A 26,752-nucleotide genomic window follows, 5' to 3' on the forward strand; every position below is an offset into this window, starting at 1 on the left:
ACTACCCGGAGAAACGGAAGCCGTCCACCAGGACGGCGGGAACGGTGATGTCGCCGAGGACCGACACCCCTCCGTACCAGCCGCGCAGCGTCTTGCGCTCCTTGCCGACCGCCGAGACGCCCCGCAGCACGTCCAGGTAGCTCTCGCTGAAGCGCAGGTCGCGGACTGGGGAGACGATCTCGCCGTGTTCGACGAGGAAGACGCCGTCCCGGGTCACCCCGGTGACGATTCCGCGCTTCGGGTTCACCGGGTTGGTGTAGTAGAAGCGTGTGACAAGGAGCCCCCGGTCCAGCCGCCCGATCAGCTCCTCCCGTGACGACGCGCCCGGCGCCATGAACATGTTCGTCGGAAGGGGCCCCACCGGGTTGGGCGCGGGCAGCGCGTGCCCGGTGGACCTGATTCCGGCCCTGGCCGCAGTGCGGGTGTCGTGGACCAGCCCCACGCATCTGCCGCGATCGATGAGGCTGACGCGCTCCTTCCCGACGCCCTCGTGGTCGAAGGCGGTGGGAAGCCCCGCGGGGTCGGTGCCGTCGTCCCAGACGGTGACGAGGTCGCTGGCCATGCGGAGGCCGGGGGCCGCGAAGGACTGCCCCTCCTGCGCGGCGAGCGCGTTGAAGCCGCACCTACCGAGCTTGGCCAGCAGGTCCACCACGGCGTACTCCTCCAGGACCACGGGATACTCCCCCGGCGCGAGGACGACCGCGTGATCGTCGGCGCGCGCCTTGCCGGCCGCCTCCCGGCCGAGGGCCACGCCGTCGACGTCCGCCACGTCCACCGCGCACGTCTCGGCGTAGCCGGTGCCGCCGCCGGGCGACATGTGCACGGTGACCAGCCACGCGTCGCTCCTGGCCTGCACGGCCCGCACGCCCCGGGTGCTGATCACTGCCGTGGTGACGGCGCCGGTCGAGAAGGAGCCGAACGCGGCCACGCCGGCGGCGTCCGCCGCGGCGACGACATCGCGTACGGTCTCGACCCGGCGCTCGGCTGTGGCCTCGCCGGTCGAGGCCGCATAGGCTCCCGTCACCTCCGGGATCGGACCCGGTTCCGGAAGGCCGGGCCAGTCGTGGCTCTCGGCCATGCTGCGCGCGTTCGCCGACGCGCGCTCGACGAGGGATTCGATCGCGGCGTCGTCCAGGCGTCCCGTGGCGGCCATGCCGTACCGCCTGCCGTGGACGTAGCGGAGACCGACCCGCACGGTGTCCTCGGCGACGCTCTGGTGGATCTCGGAGTTGGCGAACCGGGTCAGCGCGGAGACCCGGGCCTCCACGCTCACCTCGGCGTCGGTCGCGCCGTGCCGGCGCGCCGTGTCCAGTACCCGCTCGGCGTACCGTTCGAGGTTCATCGTCCCGCCCCCATCCGCACGCCTCGGAACCGTGCGCCCGACGTGCCGTGGCCGACCTGCACGCATTGCGGCGGAAGCCCCTTGGCGCAGTTGGGATTGCCGTACATGACGTAGCTCCGCTCGTCGGCGACCGCGTCGCAGGAGCGCCAGAACTCCGGGGTGATCCCCGAGTAGACGGGGTTCTTCAGGATGCGCCCCAGCCTGCCGCCCTTGATCTCGTAGGCGATCTCCGTGCCGAACTGGAAGTTCCATCGGCGGTCGTCGATCGACCAGCTGCGGTTCTGGGTCAGGTAGAGGCCGTCGTCGGTGTCGGCCACGATGTCCTGGAGGCTCATGCCGGGCACCGGCACGAGGTTGACGTTGGTCATGCGGACCAGCGGGAGCCGGTTCCAGCTCTCGGCGCGCACGGTGCCGCCGGACTCCCTGCCGATGCGGGGAGCCGTGTCCCGCGAGGTCAGATAGCCGGTGAGGATCCCGTTCTCCACCAGGGTGGTCCGCTGCGCTGCCACGCCCTCGTCGTCCCAGCCGAACGATCCCGGGCCGCCGGGCACGGTGGCGTCGGCGACCAGGGTGACCAGGTCTGAGCCGTACCTGAAGCGCGAGTCCAGCAGGTCCGCGGTCAGGAAGCTGGTTCCCGCGTAACTCGCCTCCGCGCCGAAGACCCGGTCGAGCTCGGTGGCGTGCCCGCACGACTCGTGGATCTGCAGGTAGAGCTGGCTCGGGTCGATGACGACCGTGGCGGGGCCCTCGGGGCACGGCGGGGCCGACAGCAGGGCGACGGCCTCCTCTCCGCATCGGGCCGCGTTCCCTTTCAGGTCGAGTTCGCGGATGAACTCGTATCCCGCCTGCTGCCAGCGGCCGCCCCGCGCCTCGGGGTAGCTGCGCCGCTGGTGCTCGCTTCCCTTCACGGCGTGCGCCTCGATGCCCGCCCCCACGTGCGTGAACACCTGCTCGGTGAGGCTGCCGTCCGTCGCCGCGAAGGTCTTCCACTCCCGCTGGGCGGCGTACGTCGACGCGGTCGACACGACTCCCGGGACGGCCAGCGCGGCGTCGGCGTCGAGCAGGTCGGCGACCTTGACCTCCAGCGGGAGCGCGAAGGGATCCTCACGCACCGGCGTGGCGTACGTGCCGTAGGCGCGGGGGCGCTCCGCCAGGCTGACGCGGTGCCTGAGCGAGGGCGCCGCGCCCTTCGCGAGCCGTACCGCCTCGTCGGCGGCCCGGTCGATCGCGTCCGCGTCATACCGGTGTGTCGCCGCGAAACCCCACGCCCCGTACGCGAACACCCGGACGCCGACGCCCTGGCTCTCGTCCGAGGCGATGGACTCCACCCGGCCGGTGCGCACCGTCACCGACTCCTCCACCCGCCGTACGACGCGCACGTCCGCGTAGTCGGCGCCCGCGCTAGCGGCGGTGTCGAGCGCTCGATCCGTGATCTCCCGCATCGCGCCCGTCGGCGTGCCGTGTGGCTCCATCGCACTCCTCTATCGAATTCGGGTGAGACAACGCGGTTGCTAGGCGTCCCTCTCGCGGGCCGCCAGGTCGCGCCGGCGTCTCCAGAAGGGATCGCGCTCGTAGTAACCGGCCCAGTAGGCGTCGTTCTGCTCGCGGGCGGTGGCGAAGTGCTCCGTCTCGGACACCGTCCGGCCCGTGGAGAGCCGCGGGCGCGGCCCGGGGCCGGGCCTCGTCAGGTAGTCGTAGGCTTCAGTGCGGTTGTGTGCCAGCATGTTGCCGCCGAGTACGGACTCGCGGTACGCGCGCACCCGGTTGGCGTCGATCCTGGCCATGATGATCTCCTCGCCGCGCTCCGCCTCGCTGAGCACGCGGCCCTCGAAGTCCACGATCGAACTGCGGCCCGGCCACGAGAACGGCGGCCCCGTCCGCGGGCTGGACCCGCGCTGGGCGCTCACCGTGTAGGCCAGATTCTCCAGGGAACGCATCCGGTCGGTCATGACGCTCGCGCCGGTCGGCCCGGAGCCCCAGGGGTCCATGATCGCCGAGGCGCGCACGAAGATCTCCGCGCCTTCGGCCGCCAGCTGCCGCGTGACCTCGGGAAAGAATCCGTCGTAGCAGATCAGCCCGCCGATGGTGCCGATCTCGGTGTGGGCGACCGGGAACAACGGGAACCTGGCGGTGTCGTATCCCTCGCCGAGCAGGTCGATCGGCGACTGGGTCGTCTCCAGCGGATACCAGACGTTGACCTTGCGGTAGCGGAGCGCGATCTCCCCGGACGGCGCGAGCATCACCAGCGTGTTGAACACCGCGTCGTACTCCGGCTCGTACTCGAAGACCGTGCCCGCCACGAGATAGACGCCGTGGGTCCTGGCCTTCTCGGCGAGCTCCTCGATCTCCGGCCCGGGAAGCTCGATCGCGTGACGCCGCTTGTCCGCGTAGGTCGCGCCGACCGAGCCGTGGATCGCCAGCTCGGGGAAGACGATCAGCCGGACCGGGACGCCGAGGGCCGAGTAGCCCTCCATGGCCCAGTCGATCATCGTGACCATCTGCTTGAGGTTCTGGCCGACGGCGCCGTCCACGGTGTCCATCTGACAGGCGACGGCGAGGAAATCGCCGGGGTCGAGGCTCAACGGTTCACCTTCCGGTTCGAGCGGAGCAGCCAGATCATGTACGGGGTCCCGACCAGCGCGGTCATCACACCCACGGGGATCTGCCGCGGGTCGATGACGAGACGGCCGATCGTGTCGGCGACGACCACCAGGGCGGCCCCCAGGAGCGCGGCCACGGGCAGCATCCGCCGGTGTGAGGAGCCGACGAACCCCCGCGCGAGGTGCGGCGCGATCAGCCCGACGAAGCCGACCGCGCCGATCGTCGCGGCGGTTCCCGCGGCGAGGGCAACCGCGCCCATCAGGACGAGAAGCCGGACCCGGCCGAGGCCGAGCCCGAACGCGCGCGGCAGGTCCTCCCCCAGCGCCAGCATGTCCAGCGGCCGGGTGCCGATGACGAGCAGCACCGTGACGGCCAGCGGGACGACCAACCAGAGCAGATCCTCTCCCGCGCGGCCGTAGGTGGAGCCCGCCAGCCAGGTCAGCACCGCGCCGATCGTCATGGTGGAGCGCAGGGCCAGCACCTGGACGACAGCCGAGGTCGCCGCGGCCAGGCCGATGCCGACGAGCACCACACGGGTCGGATCCAGGGTGCCCTTCCGTCGTGCCACGGCCATCACCAGCAGGAGGGCGAGGAAGCCGCCGAGCGACGCCGCCGCCGGGATCATCCAGTGCGGGGCGGTGGACGCCATCGTGATCACTGTGACGGCGCCGATGGCCGCTCCACCGGTGACCCCCAGCAGGGACGGCTCGGCGAGCGGATTGCGGATGACGGCCTGTACGGTGCCGCCCGCCACCGCGAGGCAGGCTCCGCCGCCGGCCGCGGCGAGCACCCGCGTGAACCGCTGGGACAGGACGCTCTGGATCAGCGGATCGGGGTTGAGCATCTGCGACAGGTCGATGCTCAGTGTGCCGACGGAGAGTCCGACGAGCATCGCGGCGACGAGCAGGACGGCCGCCACCGACACGACCGTGGCGTAGCGCCTGCCGGTCAGCGGCCTGGCCTCGGTGACCGAGGCCCCGGTCTCGGCGTCGCCCGTGGTCAACCGGCGGACCAGCACCAGGAAGACGGGGCCGCCCACCAGCGCGGTGACGACACCCACAGGGATCTCGCCGCCCGCGGCGGTCTGGAGGGCCTGTCCCGCGCCGTCGGCGAGTAGCACGAGCAGCGCGCCCACCGAGCCGGAGAGGGGGAGCAACCAGGCGTGCCTGTGGACGCCCACCATCCGCACCATGATCGGGGCCACCAGGCCGACGAAGCCGATCGGTCCCGCGACGGTCACCGCGACGGCGGCGAAGGCGACGGAGAGCATCAGGACGTAGAGGCGCATGCGTCCCGCGTTGATCCCCATGGCCTCCGCCGTGTCGTCGCCCAGGGAGAGCAGGTCGAGCGGGCGGACCAGCCCGGGTATGGCCATGGCGAGGACGAGGGTCGCCGCACCGGTCCAGAGAGGGACGGTCAGCCCGGTCTGGATCAGCGATCCGTTGCCCCAGAAGAACGTGCCCCGAGCGGTCTGCTCGTCGAGCATCTGCAGCATCAGCGCGAGGGATGTGGCCGCGAGCGCGACGGCCGTGCCGGCCAGGAGCACCCGCCCGGGGGCGTACAGCGACCGCCCCGCCAGCGCGTACACGAGGGCCGCGGCCCCGACGGCTCCGGCCAGGGCGGCGGCGCCGGTGCCGAGCACGCCGACGCTCAGTCCGGTCGCGCTGGCGGCCGTGACCGCCAGGTAGGCGCCCGCGTTCACGCCCAGCGTGTCGGGAGCCGCGAGCGGGTTACGCGTCCCGCCCTGGACCAGACCTCCCGCGAGGCCCAGGGCGAGTCCCGCCACCAGTCCCGCGAGGGTCCGGGGCAGTCGTCCGCTGAAGACGATGTCGTCCGCCAGCTGGTCACCGCCGCCGGTGAGCACCCTGAGCACGTCGCCGACACCGAGGTGGGAGGCGCCCTGGCCCAGGTGCCAGAGGAAGACGAGGGCGAGCAGGACGAGGGCGAGGCCGCAGGCGACCGGGGCGGCCGGCCGCCGGGCGGGTCGCATCGGGGCGGGGGCGGCGGATGCGAGGACGGCGCTCATTTGACCAGCGTCGCCACGGTCTGGGTGAGCAGCTGCTCGGCCGACGTGGGACCGCCGTAGAACCAGGGGGTCGGGTCGAGCTTGTAGGTGTGGGCCGCCTTGACGAAGGGCAGTCCCGTCCACACCTTGTTGTCCGCCAGCTTGAGGAAGGTGTCGTCGGAGGACGGCGAGACGTAGAGGAAGTTCACGTCGGCGGGCAGTCTGGTCAGCGCCTCGACGCCGACCGTGCTGAGCCCGTCCGAATCGGCGTTGCCGGTCCACGCGTTGCTCATGCCGGCCTGCTCCAGTATCTGGGAGGCCAGGGAGGTCTTGGCGAAGATCGTCACGGTCGCGGCGCCGGCACCTCCCGCGGGGTAGGCGAGGGCGAACGTCCCGCCCACGGCGGAGAGCTTCTCCTTCGCCGACGCCGCGGTCGCGTCGAGCCCCGCGAGCGCCTTGGCGGCTTCGGCGTCCTTCCCGACGGCCGTGCCCAGCGACGTGAAGGACTCCTTCATGACCGCGAGCTGTCCCTTGGCCGGATCGTTCCAGCGGAAGGCGACGACCGGGGCGATGGCCTTGAGGCTCTCGATGTTGTTGGCGAGCCGGTCGGCGTTGCCCACGATCAGGTCGGGCTTGAGCGAGGCGATGGTCTCCAGGTTCGGCTCCTGGCGGGTGCCGACGTCGACCGTGGACTCGGCGATGCGCGGGCCCGCGGTCACCCAGTCGTTGTAGAGGGCCTTGTCGGCGGCGCCGACCGGGGCCACGCCGAGAGCGAGCAGCTCTTCGGTGTAGGTCCATTCGAGGGAGACGACGCGGGTGGCGGGGCCGGCGAGCTCCACGGGGCCGAAGCCGTCCTGTATGGTGATCTTCGCCGCGCCGGGGGCCGGGGCGGCGCCGGACTGGCCGGTGGTGGCGGCTGGGGAGCCACACGAGGCGAGGGCGAGCACCGCGACCACGGTGCTGAGAAGGATGGCGGGTTTGCGCATCGTCGTCTGCCTTAGCTGGTGGGGGGTCATTCCGTGTGGTCGGTCGTGGTCGGTCGTGAGGGCCGGCCGTGCGAGTGGGGCGTACGGGTGGGCCCCGCGGATCAGTTGGGTGAGGTGCGGGGGAAGCAGGCGATCCCGCCCGTCTCGGGGTCGTGGACGACCTTGACGTCGAGGCCGAAGGCGCGGGCGATGCTCTCGGAAGTGAGCACCTCGGCCGGTTCGCCGTAACCGAGGATCTCTCCCCCGGCGGTCAGCATCACCCGGTCCCCGTAGGACGAGGCCTGCCCCAGATCGTGGAGGACGAGGCCGCAGGCCATGCCGTACTCGTGGGCGAGTGCCCGCACCACCTCCAGCACCTCGACCTGATAGCGCAGGTCGAGATAGGTGGTGGGTTCGTCGAGCAGGAGGATGTCCGCCTTCTGCGCGAGGACAGCGGCGAGCCAGGCGCGTTGCCGCTCGCCGCCCGACAGTTCGTTCATCCTCTTCTCCGCGAGCGGAAGCGCGTTGGTGACGCGCAGCGCCCACTCGACGGCTTCCAGGTCCTCGGCGGTGTGCCGTGAGAACGCGCCGCGATGCGCGTAGCGGCCGTTCCTGGCCAGCTCGCGTACGGTGATCCCGGCGGGGACGAGGGGGGTCTGCGGCAGGAAGGCCAGCCGCCGGGACAGCTCCCTTCTACTCAGCTTGTCCAGGGGGTCGCCCAGGACGCGTACCTGCCCGCCGGTCGGCCGCTGGAGGCCGGCGAGCGTACGCAGCATGGTGGATTTTCCGCAGCCGTTGGGGCCGACGAGTACGGTGACCGCGCTCGCGGGGAGGGTGAAGTCGACATCGGCCAAGATGGTGCGGCCATCGTGACCGACGCTCAGTCGTTCGGCGACCAAGGGACCCGACATTGTTCCGCCTTTCTCATCGCCGGCCGCCGTCAGGGGGCTGACAAGGTAAGACAGCTCGCGCGAGGTGGGGGGATTCGGTTGGTAGCCCGCAAATTAGGCCGGATTTGGACCTGTTGTCAATGGGTTCGACTAATCGTAAAATTCTCGTTGCCGGGCCCGCACGGCCCGTCCGGGCGCATTCCACTGATCCCAATGCGATTCCGGTGATAGACCAGCGACATTCCCGCAAGATTCCAGCGAGGTTCCAGCGAGAAAGGACAATCCGATCAGCCAGAAATCTTCGGCCGTCGACCCGTCGGTGGAAGCCGACGCGCTGTTCGCCGCCATGCGTCCGGTCGTCGACGGGATCCAGGCCACGTTCGGCCGCAAGTGCGAGGTGGTTCTCCACGACTACCGGCGCCTGGAGCACTCGGTCATCGCCGTCGCCGGTGACGTCACCGGCCGCCGCGTGGGGTCGGCCATGAGCCAGATCGGCCTCAGCATGCTGCGGCAGGGCGACGACGCCAAGGACGACCTCAACTATGTGACGCGGCTTCCCGACGGCCGCGTGATCAAATCGTCGACCATCCTGCTGCGCACGTCCGACAGCCACGTGGTGGGCGCCGTCTGCGTCAACCTGGACGTGACCGAGATGCGCGCGGCCGGTCGGCTTCTCATCGAGATGGCCGGCGACCTCGACCCGCTGGAGTCCCCTTCCACCACGTTCGGCACCGACATCGAGTCCGTCGTCGACGGGGTGCTCGCCGAGGTGGAGGACGCCCTGGGCCACCCGCTCACCCGGCTCACCGTGGCGGAGCGGACGGAGGTGTTCCGCCAGCTCGACCAGCGGGGTCTGTTCCAGCTGCGCCGGGCCGTCCCCATGGTCGCGGAGCGGCTCGGGATGTCACGCCAGTCGGTCTACAACTACATCACCCGTCTCAAGGAGGAGCCCCCCGGATCCTGATCATGGAGCCGGCGGCCGGGCACGGCGCGCGAGATCGGGGGCGCGGCCTCACGCTCATCGGACGATCGCGGACTCGTGGTGGCGTGCGGTGACCGGCTCCACCCTGACCCGGCCGTCCGGGCCTATCACGTGCATCTCGCCGAACTGGCTGACGGCCGTGTCCACGTGGCGCGGCACCAGTGTGACCAGCTCGCCGATCTCGGGTTCGGCCCCCGGCGCGCAGGACAGCACGAGGTGTTCCTGCGCCGCCGAGACCGCCACCAGGCCCGCGCTCTCCGCGTGCGGCCGGCCGGCGTCCACCTGGATCGCGGTGAGCCCCGCGTCCACGGTCACCCGTCCCGCCGCGGGACGGCTCACCACACGTGTGAGCACGGCCGCCGCGGCCGTGAACCCGATGTCGCCGAACCTCGCCAGGCTGCGGGCGTCGTTGTAGACCACCGTGCCGGCGCCGACGGCCACCCGGTCGCTCCACGGCGTGGGCGTGGCCAGGATCTCCCGGAACGTGTGGCTCCCGCCCACGACCAGCTCTCCGATCACGTGCCCGGCGGCCTGGAGCGCCTCGGCCAGATCCGTCATCGCGGCCAGGCCGTCGGCCGCCATCCGCTCCCGCTCGGGCGTGGGCAGGTCGGCCAGGTGCCCGTCATAACCGTGCAGGCCGCGCAGCGGGATCCCCCGCCGCGCCAGCTCGTCGGCCACGGCGAAGGCGGCAGTGTGATCGTCCACGGGCACGCCGGTACGGCCCATTCCGGTGTCGACGTCGATGTACGCCCCGACCGGTCCCGGCCGCCAGGTGCGGATCCCCGCCACGCTGTCGGCCAGCACGGAGACCGCCGCGCCCGGGTGGGCGGAGGCGAGCTCGGCCGCCCGCCACTGTGTCGGCCCGACCGCCGGATAGGCGAGGAGTACGTCGGCCACGTCGAGGGAGAGCAGGGTGGCGAGCTCGGCGGTGGTGGACGCCTTGAACCGGGTCACCCCATGCGCGATCAGCCGCTCCATGGCCCAGCGCGCCTTGGCCGTCTTCACGTGGGCCCGCCACCTGTCCGGGGATTGGACGAGCTTCGTCATGAGCCGGAGATTCAGCTCCATCGCCGCCTCGTCGACGACGAGCGCCGGTGTCCTGACATCGGCGAACGCGGCCGCGAGCTCGGGGGCCGGCCGGGCGCCGAAGCCCGGCCCGCCCGGGGAGGCTGGAGGCGTCACGACAGCCTGGCCCCGAGCCGGAGGCCGAGCCTGATCACAGGGGACCCGGGGAAGAAGACCAGCCGTGATCCGAGGCTCGGCCCGTGGACGATCTCGAATTCGGTCTCGGACGTGGCCCGGGACAGCGACTCCCCGGCCGGTGCCGCGTTCTTGACCAGCTCGAGGCGGAGACCGCCTTCGTGCGGAGACACCCGGATCCTGTCCACGCCCGGAATCGCGTAGTCGCCCGCGTACGCGGCGAGGACGTCGGGGCCGAGGTCGGCGTACTCCACCTCGGCGGGCCGCCACCCGGTCAGGAGCTCCAGGGCGGCCTCCTTGACCGCGCGGCACAGGCGGCCGCCGTCGTCGCTGTTGGTCAGCACGGCCACGGCGACTCCCAGATCCGGCAGGAGGGTAAGCCTGGTGCAGTACCCCTTGTACGACCCGCTGTGCTCGACCACCGCCGTGCCGCCCGGAGTGGAGGTCATCCAGCCGAGGCCCTGGTGGTCACCCGCGAAGTCACCCGGGATCAGGGGTTCCCGCATCGCCGCGCGGCCGGCCTCCGAGATGACGGCGGGGCCGTTCCCGAGGTGGAGACCGGCGAACTTGAGCAGGTCGTCCACGCCCGCGATCACGCCTCCGGAGGGCACGCGCGCTCGCGGGAAGGCGAAGGACGGGATCGGGACGTGCTCCGGAGAGCCCGCCGAGACGCGGCGGTGGGGCAGCGCGACCCGGCCGAGCACGGCGTCCTCGGCCAGGAAGCAGCTCCCCGTCATGCCGAGCGGTTCGAGTACGCGCCGCGACACCGCGTCTTCGAACGACGTCCCCGCGAGCCGAGCGAGCACGGCACCGGCGAGCCAGTAACCGGTGTTGCAGTACCCCCAGATCTCACCCGCCGGGGCGAACTGGCGGAGCGAGCCGTACGCCGACACGACGCGGTCGAGAGCGTCAGCGTTGCGTCCGAACGTCTCCAGGTCGCCGCGCAGCTCGCTTTCGAGGCCGCTGGCGTGCGTGAGCAGGTGGCGCATGGTGACCGACGCCCGGGCGTCCGCGTCGGCGAGGGACAGCTCCGGATAGTAGGCGACCACCGGCACGTCGAGGTCCAGCACGCCCTCTTCGACCAGGGTCATGGCGAGCGTGGCGGCGAAGATCTTGGTGATGGAGCACAGGCGGAACAGCGTGTTCGTCGTGACCGGGAGCGGATCGGCCACGCCGGTGACACCGAGCCCGGTCGAGGCGACCTCACCACCGGCGGCCACGCCGAGCGCGACGCCCGGCACCCCGATGTCGAGGCGGTGCTTCTCGGTGGTCTCGGTGAGCGAGGCGAGCAGTTCGGAGGCGGTTGTCATGCGCTGCGTTCCCTTTCTGTCTGTCTCAAGCCCTGGCTGTATCAAGCCCTGGCTGTCTTGCTCTCCGGCCCTGCTCAGGCGGCGAGGCCGTCGCCGGTGTAGAAACCGCTGCCCGCCGGTTCGAGGAGCTCGTGGAGGCCGCACGCCTCACGGGCGGCGGCCGCGCCGCGTTCGGTGCTGAGGAAGCGGGTGCCGCGGCCGAGGACGGCGCCCCGGTGCCAGATCAGCCGCCCGGCGCTGATCGTGCTCGTGACCGTACGGCTCACCGGGTCGATCACCGCGATGTCGGCGTCCACGAGACGTCCCTTGCCGGGCAGCCCGAGGATCCGCGCCGGCGTCCAGGACGCCTTGCTGACGAACTCGCGAAGGGTGAGCAGGCCCCACTCGACCATCGACAGGCCGGCGGACACCGTGACGTTGCGGGGGTAGGCGCCGCCGTCGGTGGCCAGCGCGTGGACGTCGAAGTCGCCGTCGGCCTTCCTGGACGAGCCGAGCACCAGCCGGGAGATGGCCGGGTTGACGGGCAGGCAGATGGGCATCCGCGTCTCCGCCTCCTCCCAGAGGGCGACGCCCTCGTCTCCGGAGAGCAGGAGCACGTTGTCCGGCTCCATCCGGGTGACGTGGGCCCAGCCCTCGCGGATCGCGCGGCGCAGGCCGTCCTCGGTGCCGGGATAGCCGGCTCCCTCCAGCCAGGAGCGGACGCGCCTGTTCTTGGGCAGGCCGTCGACGCAGGTGCCGTTGGACCCGTTGATCTCCGCCAGGTACGACTCGGCGAAGACGTGCGGCGACTTGCGGAGCAGCTCGACGGCGGTGTACGCCTCGGCTCCCGCGTCCTCGACATCGCCCCGGCAGTAGCTGTTGACATGGGCGACGTGCAGCCGGTTGTCCCCCGCGAGTTCCAGGGTCTCGCGCAGGCCGATGATGTCGCTCCCGGTCGCGGTGGTGCCGCAGTGGCTGGCGATCCACACGCCCGCGCGGTTGCACTCGTCGATGATCAACCCGGCCGGTTCGGGTTCCCAGCCCTTGTCGACGTGCAGCTTCACCCCGATGCCGCCCGCGGCGAGCACCCGCTCGACGGCCCGCCGGATCTCGGCCCTGGTCGGTCGCGCGGGCAGCTGCTGTCCCGGACGGAACGCCTCGACCGCCGCGATGTGCAGCCCGACGCCGGACTTGGCGGCGGCGGTCAGGACGCCCGTGACCGGGCCCGACAGGTCGAGGGCGGTCGTCACGCCCGCGCGGGCCAGCATGGCGTGCCCGGCACCGCCGCCGGCATGGTCGGGGATGTGGACGTGCAGGTCCACCAGACCGGGGATGACGTATCGGCCGGTGACGTCGATGACCGTGGCGGCGTGTCCGGCCAGATCGGGGCCGACCGCCTCCACCTTTCCCCCGGCGACCGCCACGTCGGCGACCTGGTCGATGCCCGCGGCGGGGTCGATCACCCGACCGCCGCGCAGCAGAATGTCATACTCCATGCCAACTCCCAAGACTGATGTGACAGAGCGCCTCGACGAGAGGCGCCTGCGTTCGGATCCGCCCCTCAACGGGCGGTGCGATGGACCACGACGCCGTCGACGATCGTCGCCACGACTCCGGTCCCCCGGACGTCCCCGCTGTCGAGCAGGTTCCGGTCGAGCACGACGAGGTCGGCGTCCATCCCGACGGCGACACCGCCCCGCCGGTGTTCGGCGTGCGCCGCGTAGGCCGCCCCGCGCCCGTACGCGGTGAGCGCCTGCGGCAGGGTGAGCGCGTGGTCCGCGGACATCGCCGCGTGCAGTGTCATGAAGGGGTCGAAGTCCACCACGGGCCAGTCGGACCCGAGCGCGATGACCCCTCCCGACGCGTGGATCGCGGACATCGGCCAGTTCGCGGCCGCGCGCTCCGGTCCGATCACGCCGTGCCAGTCGTGCGCCCGGTCCGGAGCGGAGAAGGCGTGCGCGGGTTGCATGCTCGCCACGACGTCCAGTGCCGCGAAGCGCTTGACGTCCTCCGGATGGATGACCTCGACGTGCTCGACGCGGTGCCGGCGCCGCCCCGCCGCCTCGAACGCGTCCAGGGCCATGCGGACGGCGCGGTCGCCGATGGCGTGCAGCTGGACCTGCCATCCCCGCCGGTGCGCCTCCACGGTGAAGGCGGTGAGCTGTTCCGGCTCGAAGGCGGGCACGCCGCTGCTCTCCTCGCCTTCGTACGGCGCCAGCATCGCGGCCGTCCGGCTCTCGATCACACCGTCGACGAAGCCTTTGACGATCCCGCTCGTCAGCCAGTCGCCGCCGCGGAGCGGCGCCACCAGCTCGGCATGCTCGTCCAACGTCGTCCGCCAGTCCGTGAGCGACTGCTCGGGCGCCATGGGCAGGGCGATCCTCGAACGCAGCGTCAGCCCGCCCTCGGCCAGCACCTCCCGCCACACCGGCACCTCGCGCGGATCGGTCCGGGCGTCCTGCACGGCGGTGAACCCGGACGCGTTCAGCACCTGTACGGCCCGGCGCAGGGCGAGCTTCAGGTCATGGTGGGTCGGCTCGGGCATCACCCGGTAGATGAGCTGGCCCGCCTTCTCCTTCAACCACCCGGTGGGCTCACCGGTCGCCGGATCGCGCACAATCGTGCCGTTGACGGGATCGGGGGTGTGGCGGTCGATGCCCGCGGCGCGCAGGGCGGCGGAGTTCACCCAGTAGCTGTGGCCGTCCATGCAGGTCATCATGGCCGGGCGGTCGGGCAGGACCGCGTCGAGCAGTTCCTTGGCGGGCCTGGCCTCCCCCCAGGCGGCGTAGTGCCACCCTCCGCCCCAGATCCACGGCAGCTCCGGGTGCGCCGCGGCGTACTCCGCGATGCGCGCCTGCAGCTCCGGGACCGTGGCGGCACCTCTCAGCGCGAGCAGGCCGTCCCACTGGCCGCCGGGGATCACGTGGATGTGGGCGTCGTCGAACCCCGGGAGGACGGACCCGCCCGCGGCGTCGATCACCTGGGCGCGGGGATGGCGCAGACGCAGCGCCTCGGCGTCGGAGACGACGGCGGAGATCCTGCCGTCCTCGATCACCAGGGCGGTGGGCGCGTCGTCGGGCCGGGGTCCCGTCGACGCGCCGGGTAGGAACAGGCGGCCGTTGATGATGGTCAGGTGCTTGGGGGTTGCGTCCATCATTCCTCCTAAACGGCGCCGGGCGGTCAGCCGACCAGGGCGGTGGCCTCGATCTCCACCGGGGAGTCCATCGGCAGCCGCGCGACGCCCACCGCGGACCGCGCGTGCTCGCCCACGTCGCCGAGCGCCTCGATGAACGCCTCCGAGGCGCCGTCGGCCACCAGGTGGTGTTCCAGGAAGTCCGGCCCGGTCGCGACGAACACCGTCACCTTGACGAGCGCGCGGATCCTGGCCAGATCGTTCAGTTCGCGCTGCAACGCGGCGAGGACGTTGAGCGCGCACTGCCGCGCGGCCGCCCGGCCCTGCTCCAGCGTGAGTTCCGCGCCGACGCGGCCACGTAGCGGGAACTCCCCCTCGCGCGCCGCGACCTGCCCCGAAACGTGCAGCTCGTCACCGCTCCACCGGCACGGCACGTAGCGCGCGAAGGGCGCCAACGGCTCGGGCAGTGCGAGAAATCCGGTTTCCATGCCGACCTCCTGGGCGCTCTGGGCGCTTCACGGGGCTCGCCTCGCGAGCCGTGAAGGCCGAGGCTATCCAAGATTTAGACTGTTGGTCAATGGCTTGGACGTTTTGTAAATGCTCGCCGGGTGGCCGCGGCACCTCCCGGCGAGCCGGGCATCCCATCCCGCTGTTCAGCCCGCTGTTCAGCCCACTGATCAGCCCACTGTCCGGTGGGTCCACCGGCCGCCCACGAGCGTGCCGAGCACGCTCGGGCGGCGCAGTTCCCCGGACGCGAGGAGCGACGGGTCGCGCTCAAGGATCATCAGGTCGGCCGGCTCCCCTTCCCGTACGGTGGAGCGTCCCCTGGAGGCGGCGGCGAGCGCGTCCTTGAGCGAGATGGCCTGCTCGGGATGCCACGGCGGGCGCTCGTCGTCGGTCCTGGTCACCGCCGAGGCGATGCCGTCCCAGGGATCGAGCGGCGCGACGGGCGCGTCGGAGCCGAGTTCGAGGGTCGCGCCCGCCGCGAGCAGGTCGGCGTACGCGAAGGCCCTGGAGGTCCGGCCGCACCAGTGGGTGTCGGCGACCTCGCGGTCGTCCGGGGCGTGCGCGGGCTGCACTCCGGCGACCAGGCCCGGCCGCGCGAACCTGGCGAAGTCGGCCGCGCGGACGAGCTGCGCGTGCTCGATGCGCCCGGGGCAGCCGACGCGTTCGAAGGCGTCGAGCGCGATGGAGGAGGCGAGGTCGCCGATCGCGTGCACGGCGGGGTGCAGGCCGTGGCGGGCGGCGTGCTCCATGATCGCGGCCAGCTCGGCCGGTGGCGTCTCCAGCCGCCCGTGGTCGCCGGAGCCGGGGTACGGGTCGTCGCAGTAGGCGGTGCGGGTGTTGAGCGAGCCGTCGACGAACATCTTGACCGGACCGACCTCCAGCCATCCCCCCGAGCCCGCCACCGTGTCGCCGGTGCGCAGCCCACGGGCGATCGCCTCGTCGAGGCCGCTGCGCGGGATGGAGCAGGCGACGCGTACGGCGACCTCCTGCTCACGGAACCGCCGCAGCCAGTCCGTGACGTTGTCGGCCAGCTCGAAGTCCAGCATGCCGGTCACCCCGATCCTGGCGGCGGCGACGGTCGACTCGGCCACCCACCTGTCCAGTAGCTCGCGAGGGGGTGGCGGCAGCGCGACCAGCGCGTTGTAGCACTCCGCTTCGCGAAGGACGCCGGTCGGGTGGTCGCCTCTGCCGATGAGGGCGAGCGCGGCGCCGCTGAGCCAGGCCGTGTGGAGGTCGTTGCTGATCAGCACGACCGGGTGGGCATCGGGGAGCAGCGACCTGTCCGGCACGTCCGCCCAGAGTGCGTCGCGGAAGCCGTACCCCATGATCACTTCGGTGGCCAGCCCGGACGGTCGCAGGTGCGGCAGGACCAGCTCGGCCGCCTCTCGCGCGGAGCGTGCGCCGCCGAGGTCGATCCGGCGGCGGGCCTGCGCCCACTGCACGGAGTGCACGTGCGCGTCCCACAGCCCCGGCAGGACGGTCGCGCCTTCCAGATCGACGTCCTCGACCGCTCCGGCCCGCGTGTGGCCGGCCGTCAGGTCGCCGATCTGGGCGGAGCCGGGCGGCTCGTCGAGCACCGCGGCCACCCGCCCACCGATGATCAGGATGTGCCGGAGCGGGCCGCGGAGCCCGACCCTGGCGTTGCGCAGCACCAGGCCGGGACGCTCCTCGGACGCCGAAGGCGCGGGCGAGGAGACGACCGAGGAAACGGACGGGGCAACGGGAGGCGTCGACGGCGCCGAAGGAGAGGACATATGGCAGACGCTAGGCGGTGTCCCCGCGATCACTCATCGTTGAGAACGGACGTTCCATCCCTGGACTCTTGTGGGCATCGACGAGAACTCCGCACGCATGTGGAGCAGGCGGAGCTGGAGCCAGATGACCAGCCGTTCGGTCGGATCGGCGAGATCCACTCCGAACAGCTCCTGCAGGCGGCGGACGCGGTAGCGCAGCGTGTTCTCGTGGATCGACAGCTCGGCCGCGGCCCTGGCCGCCTCGCCGAACGCGTCCAGGTAGGCCAGCAGCGTCACCGCGTGCACGCTGGAGTGCACGGCGTCGTACTCCAGCATCCGCCGGACCGGTTCGAGCAGCCGCTCGGCCGCGGTGTCGCCTCTGTCGACGAGGTCGAGCAGGGCGATCCGGCTGCGCACCTGCTCGTCGGTGGCGACGCGCGTGGCGCCGCCCGCGGTCTCGGCCAGTACGCGGACGACGCGGTCGGCGAGCCGGCGGGACTCCGGGACCTGCTCCAGCCTCGCCGCGAGGGGGCCGATGCCAACGTGCAGGTCCATCCCGGCGGCCTTGTGCACGGAGGCCGCGGTGTCGGTGGCGAACCGGACCAGCCGGGCGGGCGGCGTGCCCTCCGGCACGGGCACCAGGGCGTAGAGCACGCTCCGGCTCGTGGTGCAGACGGCCTCGTGGTGCCACGCCTCGCACGCGAGGCTGACCAGGTCGACGACGGTCGTGACGGCGGCCTCGGCGGCTCCCGGTTCGGGGACCGGCCGCGCGGGGGCGAACGCCATGATCGCCACGGACGAGTCGGCGGGCAGTCCCAGCCGCGCGGCAGCGACGGACTCGGAGACGTCGCCGTCGAGCAGGAGTCGCAGCGTCTCCGCCCGTTGCCAGCGCCACGGGTCGCCGGGGTCGCGCGAGCGCAGCATGTGCGCCGCCGCGATCCGGCCCGCGTCCCCGAGCAGCCGCATGGCCCCGGGGACGACAGGCGGCGTGCCGTCCAGCACCCAGATGAAGCCCAGGAGCCGGGCTCCGGCGCGCACCGCCGTGGCCAGCCGCCGCATGTGCCCCGGCCCGAGGCTCGGGAAGCGCACCGGCCCGTCGGCGCGGAACACCCGGCTGTACTCGAGTCGGTTGGTCGGCCGCTGCGGCGTCTTGCGCCCCAGGATGCCCTGCTTGCGTATCTCGTCGATCTCCTGCCCCCGCACGTTGGAGTACGCGAGCACGTTGCCCTCGGCGTCCTCGATGCAGGTCGCCCCGCCGATCGTGGTGGCGATCGCGTTGGCCAGGGCGAACAGGTCCCCGATGCCGACGGAGGAGAACGTCGCGGTGGCCGCTCCCGGCCCCGAGATCGCGGCGGTCAGCAGCGCGTCGAGCTGGCGCCACGGGATCCGCGCCGACGCCACGAGAAGCGCCACCCCCGCCTCGCGGGCGGCGTCGATGAGCTCGCCGAGTTCGGCGCCCCGGTCCTTGATGACGACCGCGTGGTAGTCGTGTGCCCCCGCCAGCCGTACGAGATCGCGGGTCTCCGGCGCGGACGGCCGCGCGCCGACGGCGAGCAGCACACCCGCGGGACGGTCGTCGAGCTGGTCGTCCGGGTCGTGCACGACGGGCTCGCCGATCGGCAGGCCGGCGTCGGGGACGTGGACGGCGGAGAGCACGTGCGAGCCGAGCGTCTCCAGCACCTGGCCGAGCGAGGGCCGGTACGGACGGGCCATGGTGCCGTCGGGGATCAGGTCGGTTTGGGACATAAGCGCCCCTTCCTCAACACGGGGGAGTAAATCACCCTACGGCACCGTGCCCGACCCCTCGCGCCGTCCTCGCGGGCACCTCCTCGGGGGCGCCGTCCTCACGGGCGCGTGCACGCGGTCAGCCGGCCGCGACGCCCGCTCATGGCGCCCCGTTCACGGCGCGCCATTCACGGCGCGCATCGCGTCGGCGAGCGCCGGGTTGCGGTGGACGTCGTCCGTGTCCAGGGCGCGGATCACCCGCTCGACGATCTCCGCCGGCTTGTCCTGGCTCAGCTTGGCCTTGCCCACGACCCTCGACGGCATCAGACGGAACCCCGTGGTTCCGGGGGCGATCCGCCGGGCGTACCCCTCCACATCGGCCATCCGGAACGGTTCCGGCCGCGCGGACTCGAAGTGATCGACGGTCGCCGAGAGCACCTCGTACGTCTCCTCGGGACCGAGCGGGCGCGGTGTTCCGTGCAGGTGAACGGTGACGTGGTTCCAGGTCGGGACGTACGGCCCCGCCTCGTAGAACGCGGGCGAGACATACCCGTGCGGGCCCTGGACCACCAGCACGACCGGCCGCTCCCCCAGCCCGCGCGCGGCCGGGTCCGTACGGGCGAGATGCCCGACGACGGCGGGTCCGGGCGTCTCCGGATCGGGGATCACGGGAAGGTGCGTGACGACGAGCTCGCCCTCCGCCGAGACGGTCACGAGCGTCGCCCAGCCGTGGTCGCGAATCAGGCCACGCAGCGCCTCGGGATCGTCGAGCGCGTATATCTCCTGTTCCAGCATGCGAACGATGAAACAGGTGTTACACATCGCCTGTCAGCGTGGAAGCCGCCAAGGCCCCACGGGGAACTTTGGGCGTCCCGACAAAGGACCCGTGCGGTCACTGCTCGCGCATGCCCCACGGGGTGCCGTACGCGGTCAGCAGGTCGAGGAAGGCCCGGGGCGGAAGGGCTTCGGGACCCGTACTCGGCGACGGGCAGGTCCCGCCACTGGCTGCCGGTACGAAACGCCACATCACCGCGTTGAACTGCTGTCGCAGATCCGGGATCGACCCTCACTCACCCAGCGACAAGTGAGGCTCGATCAAGGACCACTCCTCGTCGGTGAGGTCTCCACGCGCCATGGCGAAGGCCCACCAGAGACGCTGTCCGGAGCGCAAGGCGATCCCTGTGATCTCGACTCCGTACAGGCTCTAGGGAGCAACAAGCTGGCGGGTGATGCTGGGATCGCTGATCCTGGTGTCGTCCGCCAGCAGGAACGCCTTCGACAAGATGACCGACAACATTCCGCCGTCCTCCTCGAACGGCAGGAACACCGATGAGGCGGAGGTGAGCGGCGCGTCGCCGGGAAGATCCGCGCGGCGGAACCGGATCGCGTCGGTGGCGGCGCAGGAGGCCGTGCCCCAGGCGTCCCGCTGGGGGTCGGAGGCGACCCGCATGCCCCAGCTCGCCTGCCAGCCGGCGAGCGTCTTGACGGCCGCCCCTATGTCGCCGCCGCATTCGTAGTCCCAGTGACCGATCGACAGCCCGCTCCAGCCGCGCTGCTCCAGCAGCGCCTTGGCCTGCCCGTAGCGCACGAAGTGGCCCTTGAAACGGTCGGAGTGGGTGCGGGTGCGCTCCTCGGCGGGAGTGAGCAGGTAGACCTCGCGAAACATCTGCTTGAACGGCTGCCTGATCCCCCGCTTCAGCAGGTGGTCGCGCCAGCCGCGCACCCCCTCGGCGCTCTCCTGGATAGGGTGCCACAATCGGACGGGCGTGTCGGCGCCTGGACGCACGGATCTGCCGCTCGCGTCGACCAGTGCCCAGTCGCCGCCGCTCCTGACCGGCAGCCCGGCGAACCCGTCGGGGAGCCGCCAGATGAGGGCGCGGGTGTAGGGGCCGGTGACCGGATGGTCGAAGAAGTACTGCTCGGCCTCCTGCCAGGACAGCTCGCGTTCGACGATGAGCATCTGCTCCAGGCGCAACCGCTCGGCGGCCTGCGTGCGTTTGAGGTCTTTCAGTGTGGCCTTGAGATCGGCGAGCACGGGGTCCTTGCGGATGGACTGGGGCGCCGACTTGACGACGCGCCCGGACGCGTTGACGAACCGCAGCACCGGCCCGTCGACGTCGAGCCGGACGACGCAGTCGCCGGCCTGCTCCTCCCGGACCCCGTCGGGGCCGAGCCCGAAGGCCGGGACCGTCCGGTCGACGAGCTGTTCGTGGCTCAGCCCCTCTTGTACGGCCACCGCGTCGAGGGCATCGGACGCCTTCGCCAGCAGGGCCGGTCTACGCAGCTTGGCTCGCACGCGCGCGAGCACGCCCACCGTGTCGAGGCCGCCCCGCTTGGCCAGCGCGTTCAGTGCGGCGTTGGCCAGTCTCTCGTTGCGGCAGACGGCAGCGCCGCCGGTGCCGTTGCGCCCGATGCCGCAGTTGATGGCGACGTCGCCGAGCAGCGTGGACACCCAGGGCGCGTCGATCACCTCACAGGTCCACAGCATGCCGCGCAGCGGGAGGGCGGTGTGGCGAGCGAGGAAGACCCTGCCGCCGGGCTCGCGGCTCTCGCGATGGGTGGCCACGCGGGAGAGGATCTCGCGCAGCACTGCCACGCCGTCGTCAGTGAGCAGCGTACGGACCTTGGCGAGCCAGGGTTCGCTGGGCCTGTGGGCCTTGGCCTTGCGCCAGTGTTTCAGCAGGGGCAGCACGGCGGGGTGAGCCAGCCGGGCGGCGTACTTCCCTGCCATGGCACGGGCGATGGGGTCGCCGTCCCAGACCAGGCTGCGCACGACCCCAGCCGGCCCGTGCTCTGGGGGCTCGGTCAGGACGCGCTCCAGGTCCTTGCGTAACGCGGCCCGGCCCGGGCTGCGGTGAGCCGGGTGCCACGGCGGCGCGTCACCAAGGATCTGACGGCGCTCGGAGTATCCGAGCGCCGCGATGGCGGCCAGCGGAATCCGGTACAGCTCGGCGTGCCCGGTGTGACCGCAACTCGACAGCGCGTCGGCGATCTCCCACAGGACGCGCGCGTCCTCGAACGTCCAGGGGATGTCGCCATCGGCCACCTCACGCACCAGCCGGAGCACCTCCTCGGGGTACTCGTGGCCGCCCTTGTCGCCCAGGCTGAGCCGCAGTTGCGCCCACATGCCGAACGCCCTGCGCCCGGCCTCGTCGGCGCCAGGCCGCCTGCCCGCGTCGTACAGGGCGAACAACTCACGCGGCAGCCCCTCGATGCGGTAGTTGAGCAGGTAGCCCTGGGACTTGGGAAAGTTGCCGAGGACGCCCATGTCAGCCTCCGGCCGCCCCGGACCTGGTGCGGCGGAAGTTCACGGCGCCCGCTCTGGACGTGCTGTGGGGGAAACAGGGCAAACCCAAGCTGACGCGGCACTAGCGGCCGGCGTCGTGGACCACGACTCCCCCGGCGATGGTGGTGAGCACCGAGGCGGTGTGGATGTCCTCGACGGGGCGGGTGAAGAGGTCGTGGTCCAGGATGGCGAGGTCGGCCTTTTTGCCTCGTTCGATGGTGCCGGTGACCCGGTCCAGGTGGTTCACATAGGCCGATCCGATGGTGGCCGCCCGCAGCGCGCCGGCGAGAGTGAGGCGCTGCTCAGGCAGGAAGGGCCGATGGGCGTGCCGGGCCGGATCGGCCCCGGGGTTGTAGGTGGTGCGGTTGACCGCAACATGGAGGCCGAGGATCGGGTCCGGTGAGGAGACAGGCCAGTCACTGCCCATGGCCAGGCGGGTGCCGTACTGTTCCAGCGCCGCGAAGGGGTACTGCCAGCGGCCTCGCTCCTCGCCGAGGAAGGGCAGGGTGAGGTCGGTCATCTGGTCGTCGTGGTAGGCCCAGATCGGCTGCATCGTGGCGCCGACGCCGAGCATGGTGAAGCGGGGCAGGTCGTGGGGATGGACGATCTGGATGTGGGCCAGGTGGTGACGCAGGTCGCGGCGGCCATAACGGACCAATGCGGCCTCGACCGCGTCGAGAACCTCACGTACGGCGCGTTCGCCGATGGTGTGGAAGTGCACCTGCAGACCGGTGCCGTGGAGGTGGGTCACGACCTCGGCGAGCTCGGCCGGGTCGAAGAAGGAGATGCCGTGGTTGGCAGTGGGATGACCGTGCCGGTCCAGGTAGGGGGAGAGGGTGGCGGCGGTGAAGTTCTCGCACACCCCGTCCTGCATGATTTTCACGGCGTCCAGGGACAGGCCGGGGCCGACCGTCGCGCGTACGTGAAGGAGATCGTCGAGCTGCTCGATGCCCTGGTCGCGGCGCCACCACAGGCAACCGCGTACGCGGGCGGTGAGCAGGCCGCGGGAGATCAGCTCCTGGTAGGCGGGGATCGGATCGGGAGAGCCGGCGTATGCGCCGACGAGGGCGTCCTGCCAGGCGGTGATGCCGAACGCGTGCAGGTGGCGTTGCGCGGCAAGGAGCGCCTGGACCTGCTCGTCGAGGCCGGGTGCCGGGATCAGCCTCTCGACCAGGTGCATGGCGCCTTCGTGGAGCACGCCGGTCGGGTTGCCGCTCGCGTCGCGCTCAATCCGGCCGTCGGCCGGATCCGGGGTGACGGCGCTGATGCCGGCCAGTTCCATGGCCCGGGAGTTGACCCAGGCGCCGTGGTGGTCACGGTTGAGCAGGAAGGCCGGCCGGTCGGGGAGGATCGTGTCGAGATCGGCGGCAAGGGGGGTGCCGCCGGGGAAAGCGGCCATCATCCAGCCGCCCCCGGTGATCCAGGAGGCGGCCGGATGATCGGTGGCGTAGCGGGCGACAGCCGACAGGTACTGCTCGCGCCGGGTCAGGCCGGTCAGGTCACACCGCAGCATCTCCAGTCCGCCGATCAGCGGATGGATGTGTGCGTCCTGGAAGGACGGGATGACCATGCGGCCGTCGAGTGAGCGGACCTCGGTGCGAGGGCCGATCCACGAGCGGACCTCCTCCGCGGAGCCGACTGCGGCGATCCGCCCGTCGGAGATCGCCACGGCTTCCGCCCTGGGCCGACGCGTGTCCTGGGTATAAACCGCCGCCCCGGTCAGGACGAGGTCGGCGTGCCCGCGGGATGTCACAGATGTCCTCCCAGGTACTGGACCGCCCGGTAGGCGGATTCGATGGCGCCGTCCACGAAGCCGTGGTTGGCCTGGTCGGTCGTGGCCACGGTGATGCGGCCGACGGGCGTGCCGATGATGTCCGCAGGGGTCGGCCCCGCCGGCCAGAAGGCGGCGTCGAACGGCAGGCCGTAGTAGCGCGCGTAGCCGTGCGCCCACCGGTTCGTGGTCAGGCCGGCGATGTCGGTGGCGGGGTCGAAGCCGTGCGTGCCCAGAGTGCGCGCCAGCATGTCGCGGATGGAGCGTTCGAGTTCCGCGAACGGGGTGCGGGCGAGTTGGCCTCGACCGGCCTTGGCCCCCGCCTGCGGGTTCAACCCTGGATTGGTGAGGGCCGTGGCGAAGTGGACGATTATCGGGTCGTCGGGTCCTGCGGAGAAGCGGTACTCGCCCATGCTCACGGGGAAGTCCAGGGAAGCGCTCTTCCAGTAACCGTCGGGGAAGGAGATGCCGGAGGCACCGAGCCGCTGCCAGGCCCGCCAGTTGGTGAGCGCGACGTTGGCGTAGATGAGCGGGTACTTGACCGCCTGGTGGCCGGCCGCCTTCTGCGCGTCGGACAGGTCGGGCGCGATGTGCGGGATCATCGCGTTCCAGCAGGCCAGCACGACGCCGCCGGCGCGCACGGAGTAGAGCTTGCCGCCCTGGACGTAGGCGACGTCGAGGGTCTTGCCGTCGGGGCGGTGTTTGGCGAGGACGACGGTGCTGTTCAGGCGGATCCTGGTACGGGAGCCGGGGTTGTCGAGCTTCCTGTAGTCGCACGGGGAGGTGACCAGGTCCTCCATCGTGGAGCCCGGCAGCGCCCGCGGGTTGAGCTTGCGCACCAGCGCGCGGGCGACGGAGGCGTTGCCGTCCGGGAAGTGGAAGATGTAAGGATCCTCGTTACCCCAGAACCGTTGTCCTGACTTGCTCAGTCCGGGCCACGGCCCGCCAGAGAAGTCCAGCCCGAGCCCGGACATGCCGGAGTAGCCCTGGGCGGCGGCGTCCAGCGACGGGAACTGGTCGACGTTGACCCCGGCCCCGCCGAGGGTCGAGCCCTCCAGGTAGCGGTAGGCGTCGCCGGTCAGCCCTACCACCTGGCTCAGGTAGGTGCCGTAACTGATCTGCCCCAGCCGCTCCACCTTCTGCTCGGGCGTCAGGTCCGGCAGGTAGTCCCTCGGGGTGTCGAGCACCTCAATGAGCAGGCGTTTGGCCTCGGCGTCCATGGGCGCGTCGGCCAGGAGCTGGGCGGCCGAGGTTCCCACGGCGAGGTGGTCGCGGCCCCACTGCTCCTTGGCGAAGAACACCGCCCGGCCGCCGGCGCCGTTGCGCCGGTAGAAGCTCCGGTCGAAGTAGGTGAAGAACTTCTGCACATCGATGCCCACGTCGGTGAACAGGCGTTTGGCCTCGGCCGGATAGGCGCTGGGCGCGTCGATCGACTGTGAGCCGCCGTAGCCGATCAGCGTCCTGCCTCCGACCCGGAACTCGTTGCGCTTGGCGTGCCCGCCGAAGTCGTCGTGCGGATCGAGGATCAGGATCCTCGCCCGCGGATTGACGTCGCGCAGGTAGAAATGCGCGGCGGACAACCCGCTGATCCCGGCGCCCACCACCACCAGGTCGTAGCTCTCGCCCGTGGAGTCGGGGCTGCCCGCGTTGTCCCAGAAGGTGCCGCCGCGGAGAGAGTGCGCGATCTCGAAGGAGCCGTCGTGGCTGCCCCGCATGCCGGTGAGCGCGGGCGGGTAATACGACCCGCGGCTGTCGGCCGACGCCGTACCACCGAGAAGTGATCCGGCGGCGACCGCGCCGATGGAGACCGCCACCCCGTCAAGGAAGTCGCGGCGAGTGATCCCGCGGCGCATTCCGAGTTCTTCGTCGGACCAGTCAGAGCGAGTCATGTTGTCTCCTCAACGTTGATCGTCGTCAGCATCGCGTAGGCGTTCGGGTTGACAGCGCGCAGCCGCAGAGCCAGCAGCACGCCCACCAGGAAGATGAGGGGAAGCGGAAGGAGGAGGACCAGGTTGGTGGTCGTGCCGGCCGTGGTGAGCAGGTCGACGTGGGTCACCGCCAGCCAGCAGGCGGCGGTCAGGGCGAGCCCGCCGAGCACGGGGGCGATCAGCCGGGTCCAGGTGCCGACGGACAGATCGGCGCGCTTTCGGTAGAAGCCCGCGACGGCGAAGGAGCACAGCGCCTGGAGCGCCATGATTCCGATGACGCCCGGTGTGTTGAGCCAGACCAGCAGGTTGGTGAAGGGGTCGAGGCCGGCCACCGCGAAAGCGATGACGACGACAACGGCCAGGGCCGTGCCGACCACCCCTCCCACCCAGGGCGAACGCGTACGCGGGTGGACGCGGGCGAAGGCCGCGGGGAGCACGCGCTCGCGCCCCAGCGCGAAGAAGTAGCGGTTGGCCGCGTTGTGGAATGCCAGCACCGCGGCGAACGAGCTGGTGACGATCAGGATGTTCATCACGTCGACCGCCAGCGTGCCCACGTAATAGTCGGTGGCGGCGAAGACGAGCCCGGGGTTCTCCGCGGCCTTGGCGCCCACCACGGTGGGGCCGTAGGCGGTGACCACGATCCAGGCGATGAACGTGTAGAAGAGGGCGAGGAAGCCGACGGCGATATAGGTGGCGCGGCGCACAGCGCGTCCGGCGTCCCTGACCTCCTCGCCGTAGATCGCGGTCGCCTCGAAGCCGATGAAGGCGCCGAAGGTGACCGCCAGCGCCCCGGCGAGGCCGCCGGTGAAGACGTTGCTCGGGGCGAAGGACGCCATGCCGAACCCCTCGGGGCCGCCCTTGACCAGTACGGCGACGGCGAGCATGGCCAGGACGAGCACCTCGGCCAGCAGCGCGAAGCCGAGGACCTTGGCGCTGACCGTGACCCGGCGGAAGCCGAGGAACCAGACCAGAGCGACCGCCGCCAGCGCCCAGGCCCACCAGGGCAGGTCGAGCCCGGTCAGGTCGGCGACGGTGGTGGCGGCGAAGAACCCGAACGCGCCGTACAGGCCGATGCCGATGCCGTTGTAGGAGATCAGCGCGACCAGCGCCGCGCCGACGCCGGCGGGCTTGCCCAGGCCCTCGGCGATGTACGCGTAGAAGGCTCCGGCGTTCTTGACGTGCCGGCTCATCGAGGTGAAACCGACGGTGAAGAGCAACAGGGCCAGTCCGGCGATGAGATATCCGGGAACCGCGCCGGGTCCGGCGACGGCCAGGCCGATGGGGGCGATACCGGCCATGACGGTGAGGGGTGCCGCGGCGGCGACCACGAAGAACACCAGGTCCCAGGTGCCGATGGCGTCGCGTTCTAGGGCGGGGGGTGAGGACATTGGCTCT

At 71.5% G+C, this 26,752-nt stretch carries 20 protein-coding genes; 1 reads left to right on the top strand and 19 read right to left on the bottom strand.

Annotated elements, in window-relative coordinates; all coding sequences use genetic code 11:
- Nucleotide 1: 1 nt before the first annotated feature.
- The 6 genes from AB0I59_RS35875 to AB0I59_RS35900 form a co-directional block, all read right to left on the bottom strand.
- Entirely contained in the window at nt 2-1,342 is a 1,341-nt protein-coding gene (locus AB0I59_RS35875; RefSeq protein WP_358140149.1) for a TldD/PmbA family protein, read from the bottom strand.
- Complete coding sequence (locus tag AB0I59_RS35880) at nt 1,339-2,814, bottom strand: TldD/PmbA family protein (RefSeq protein WP_358140152.1); 1,476 nt, start codon at nt 2,812-2,814, stop codon at nt 1,339-1,341. The genes AB0I59_RS35875 and AB0I59_RS35880 overlap by 4 nt, the downstream gene beginning before the upstream one ends.
- A gap of 39 nt (nt 2,815-2,853) precedes the next feature.
- Nucleotides 2,854-3,924 carry a nitrilase-related carbon-nitrogen hydrolase gene (locus AB0I59_RS35885; protein WP_358140155.1) on the bottom strand — a complete coding sequence of 357 codons (1,071 nt, stop codon included), beginning with the start codon at nt 3,922-3,924 and terminating at the stop codon, nt 2,854-2,856.
- Entirely contained in the window at nt 3,921-5,969 is a 2,049-nt protein-coding gene (locus AB0I59_RS35890; RefSeq protein ID WP_063818922.1) for an iron ABC transporter permease, read from the bottom strand. Before AB0I59_RS35890 ends, AB0I59_RS35885 begins: the two co-directional genes overlap by 4 nt.
- Nucleotides 5,966-6,934 carry an ABC transporter substrate-binding protein gene (locus AB0I59_RS35895; RefSeq protein ID WP_061259545.1) on the bottom strand — a complete coding sequence of 323 codons (969 nt, stop codon included), beginning with the start codon at nt 6,932-6,934 and terminating at the stop codon, nt 5,966-5,968. Before AB0I59_RS35895 ends, AB0I59_RS35890 begins: the two co-directional genes overlap by 4 nt.
- Before the next feature lie 101 nt (nt 6,935-7,035).
- Complete coding sequence (locus AB0I59_RS35900; RefSeq protein WP_061259546.1) at nt 7,036-7,824, bottom strand: ABC transporter ATP-binding protein; 789 nt, start codon at nt 7,822-7,824, stop codon at nt 7,036-7,038.
- 298 nt (nt 7,825-8,122) lie between these two features.
- Between AB0I59_RS35900 and AB0I59_RS35905 the strand changes: the two genes are divergently transcribed.
- The gene (locus tag AB0I59_RS35905) at nt 8,123-8,767 is read left to right on the top strand and encodes a helix-turn-helix transcriptional regulator (RefSeq protein WP_358140160.1); all 645 of its coding nucleotides are present in this window, start codon (nt 8,123-8,125) and stop codon (nt 8,765-8,767) included.
- Between the two features lie 54 nt (nt 8,768-8,821).
- Here AB0I59_RS35905 and AB0I59_RS35910 read toward each other — a convergent pair whose 3' ends face one another.
- The 13 genes from AB0I59_RS35910 to AB0I59_RS35970 form a co-directional block, all read right to left on the bottom strand.
- On the bottom strand, nt 8,822-9,967 hold the full coding sequence (locus AB0I59_RS35910) for an alanine racemase (RefSeq protein WP_358140163.1): 1,146 nt from the start codon (nt 9,965-9,967) through the stop codon (nt 8,822-8,824).
- Complete coding sequence (locus AB0I59_RS35915) at nt 9,964-11,295, bottom strand: serine hydrolase domain-containing protein (RefSeq protein ID WP_061259548.1); 1,332 nt, start codon at nt 11,293-11,295, stop codon at nt 9,964-9,966. Before AB0I59_RS35915 ends, AB0I59_RS35910 begins: the two co-directional genes overlap by 4 nt.
- Before the next feature lie 74 nt (nt 11,296-11,369).
- The gene (locus AB0I59_RS35920; RefSeq protein WP_358140166.1) at nt 11,370-12,770 is read right to left on the bottom strand and encodes an amidohydrolase family protein; all 1,401 of its coding nucleotides are present in this window, start codon (nt 12,768-12,770) and stop codon (nt 11,370-11,372) included.
- A gap of 65 nt (nt 12,771-12,835) precedes the next feature.
- Complete coding sequence (locus tag AB0I59_RS35925) at nt 12,836-14,431, bottom strand: amidohydrolase (protein WP_358140169.1); 1,596 nt, start codon at nt 14,429-14,431, stop codon at nt 12,836-12,838.
- Between the two features lie 23 nt (nt 14,432-14,454).
- Entirely contained in the window at nt 14,455-14,895 is a 441-nt protein-coding gene (locus tag AB0I59_RS35930; protein ID WP_061259551.1) for a RidA family protein, read from the bottom strand.
- A gap of 189 nt (nt 14,896-15,084) precedes the next feature.
- Nucleotides 15,085-16,668 (bottom strand): amidohydrolase, encoded by a 1,584-nt coding sequence (locus tag AB0I59_RS35935; RefSeq protein ID WP_358140172.1) that lies wholly within the window; start codon nt 16,666-16,668, stop codon nt 15,085-15,087.
- 33 nt (nt 16,669-16,701) lie between these two features.
- Nucleotides 16,702-18,393: a PucR family transcriptional regulator gene (locus AB0I59_RS35940; protein ID WP_358140175.1), complete on the bottom strand. Its 1,692-nt coding sequence runs from the start codon at nt 18,391-18,393 to the stop codon at nt 16,702-16,704.
- Between the two features lie 153 nt (nt 18,394-18,546).
- Nucleotides 18,547-19,167 (bottom strand): FMN-binding negative transcriptional regulator, encoded by a 621-nt coding sequence (locus AB0I59_RS35945; protein ID WP_358140178.1) that lies wholly within the window; start codon nt 19,165-19,167, stop codon nt 18,547-18,549.
- A 97-nt stretch (nt 19,168-19,264) separates the two neighbouring features.
- On the bottom strand, nt 19,265-19,399 hold the full coding sequence (locus AB0I59_RS35950; protein WP_358140181.1) for a hypothetical protein: 135 nt from the start codon (nt 19,397-19,399) through the stop codon (nt 19,265-19,267).
- 177 nt (nt 19,400-19,576) lie between these two features.
- On the bottom strand, nt 19,577-21,640 hold the full coding sequence (locus tag AB0I59_RS35955; protein WP_358140184.1) for a DUF4132 domain-containing protein: 2,064 nt from the start codon (nt 21,638-21,640) through the stop codon (nt 19,577-19,579).
- 100 nt (nt 21,641-21,740) lie between these two features.
- Complete coding sequence (locus AB0I59_RS35960; RefSeq protein ID WP_358140187.1) at nt 21,741-23,411, bottom strand: amidohydrolase; 1,671 nt, start codon at nt 23,409-23,411, stop codon at nt 21,741-21,743.
- Complete coding sequence (locus AB0I59_RS35965) at nt 23,408-25,318, bottom strand: NAD(P)-binding protein (RefSeq protein WP_358140190.1); 1,911 nt, start codon at nt 25,316-25,318, stop codon at nt 23,408-23,410. The genes AB0I59_RS35960 and AB0I59_RS35965 overlap by 4 nt, the downstream gene beginning before the upstream one ends.
- Entirely contained in the window at nt 25,315-26,745 is a 1,431-nt protein-coding gene (locus tag AB0I59_RS35970; RefSeq protein WP_358140193.1) for an APC family permease, read from the bottom strand. The genes AB0I59_RS35965 and AB0I59_RS35970 overlap by 4 nt, the downstream gene beginning before the upstream one ends.
- Nucleotides 26,746-26,752 lie beyond the last annotated feature (7 nt).

Origin of the sequence: Microtetraspora glauca (assembly GCF_040656155.1) — a bacterium.
Classification (GTDB): domain Bacteria; phylum Actinomycetota; class Actinomycetes; order Streptosporangiales; family Streptosporangiaceae; genus Microtetraspora; species Microtetraspora glauca.

Coding starts and splice junctions, on each gene's coding strand:
- AB0I59_RS35925 (WP_358140169.1), bottom strand. CDS start 14,431: ATGATGGACGCAACCCCCAAGCACCTGACCATCATCAACGGCCGCCTG.
- AB0I59_RS35955 (WP_358140184.1), bottom strand. CDS start 21,640: ATGGGCGTCCTCGGCAACTTTCCCAAGTCCCAGGGCTACCTGCTCAAC.
- AB0I59_RS35875 (WP_358140149.1), bottom strand. CDS start 1,342: ATGAACCTCGAACGGTACGCCGAGCGGGTACTGGACACGGCGCGCCGG.
- AB0I59_RS35915 (WP_061259548.1), bottom strand. CDS start 11,295: ATGACAACCGCCTCCGAACTGCTCGCCTCGCTCACCGAGACCACCGAG.
- AB0I59_RS35965 (WP_358140190.1), bottom strand. CDS start 25,318: ATGACTCGCTCTGACTGGTCCGACGAAGAACTCGGAATGCGCCGCGGG.
- AB0I59_RS35920 (WP_358140166.1), bottom strand. CDS start 12,770: ATGGAGTATGACATTCTGCTGCGCGGCGGTCGGGTGATCGACCCCGCC.
- AB0I59_RS35895 (WP_061259545.1), bottom strand. CDS start 6,934: ATGCGCAAACCCGCCATCCTTCTCAGCACCGTGGTCGCGGTGCTCGCC.
- AB0I59_RS35880 (WP_358140152.1), bottom strand. CDS start 2,814: ATGGAGCCACACGGCACGCCGACGGGCGCGATGCGGGAGATCACGGAT.
- AB0I59_RS35930 (WP_061259551.1), bottom strand. CDS start 14,895: ATGGAAACCGGATTTCTCGCACTGCCCGAGCCGTTGGCGCCCTTCGCG.
- AB0I59_RS35935 (WP_358140172.1), bottom strand. CDS start 16,668: ATGTCCTCTCCTTCGGCGCCGTCGACGCCTCCCGTTGCCCCGTCCGTT.
- AB0I59_RS35900 (WP_061259546.1), bottom strand. CDS start 7,824: ATGTCGGGTCCCTTGGTCGCCGAACGACTGAGCGTCGGTCACGATGGC.
- AB0I59_RS35950 (WP_358140181.1), bottom strand. CDS start 19,399: ATGTGGCGTTTCGTACCGGCAGCCAGTGGCGGGACCTGCCCGTCGCCG.
- AB0I59_RS35940 (WP_358140175.1), bottom strand. CDS start 18,393: ATGTCCCAAACCGACCTGATCCCCGACGGCACCATGGCCCGTCCGTAC.
- AB0I59_RS35945 (WP_358140178.1), bottom strand. CDS start 19,167: ATGCTGGAACAGGAGATATACGCGCTCGACGATCCCGAGGCGCTGCGT.
- AB0I59_RS35970 (WP_358140193.1), bottom strand. CDS start 26,745: ATGTCCTCACCCCCCGCCCTAGAACGCGACGCCATCGGCACCTGGGAC.
- AB0I59_RS35890 (WP_063818922.1), bottom strand. CDS start 5,969: ATGAGCGCCGTCCTCGCATCCGCCGCCCCCGCCCCGATGCGACCCGCC.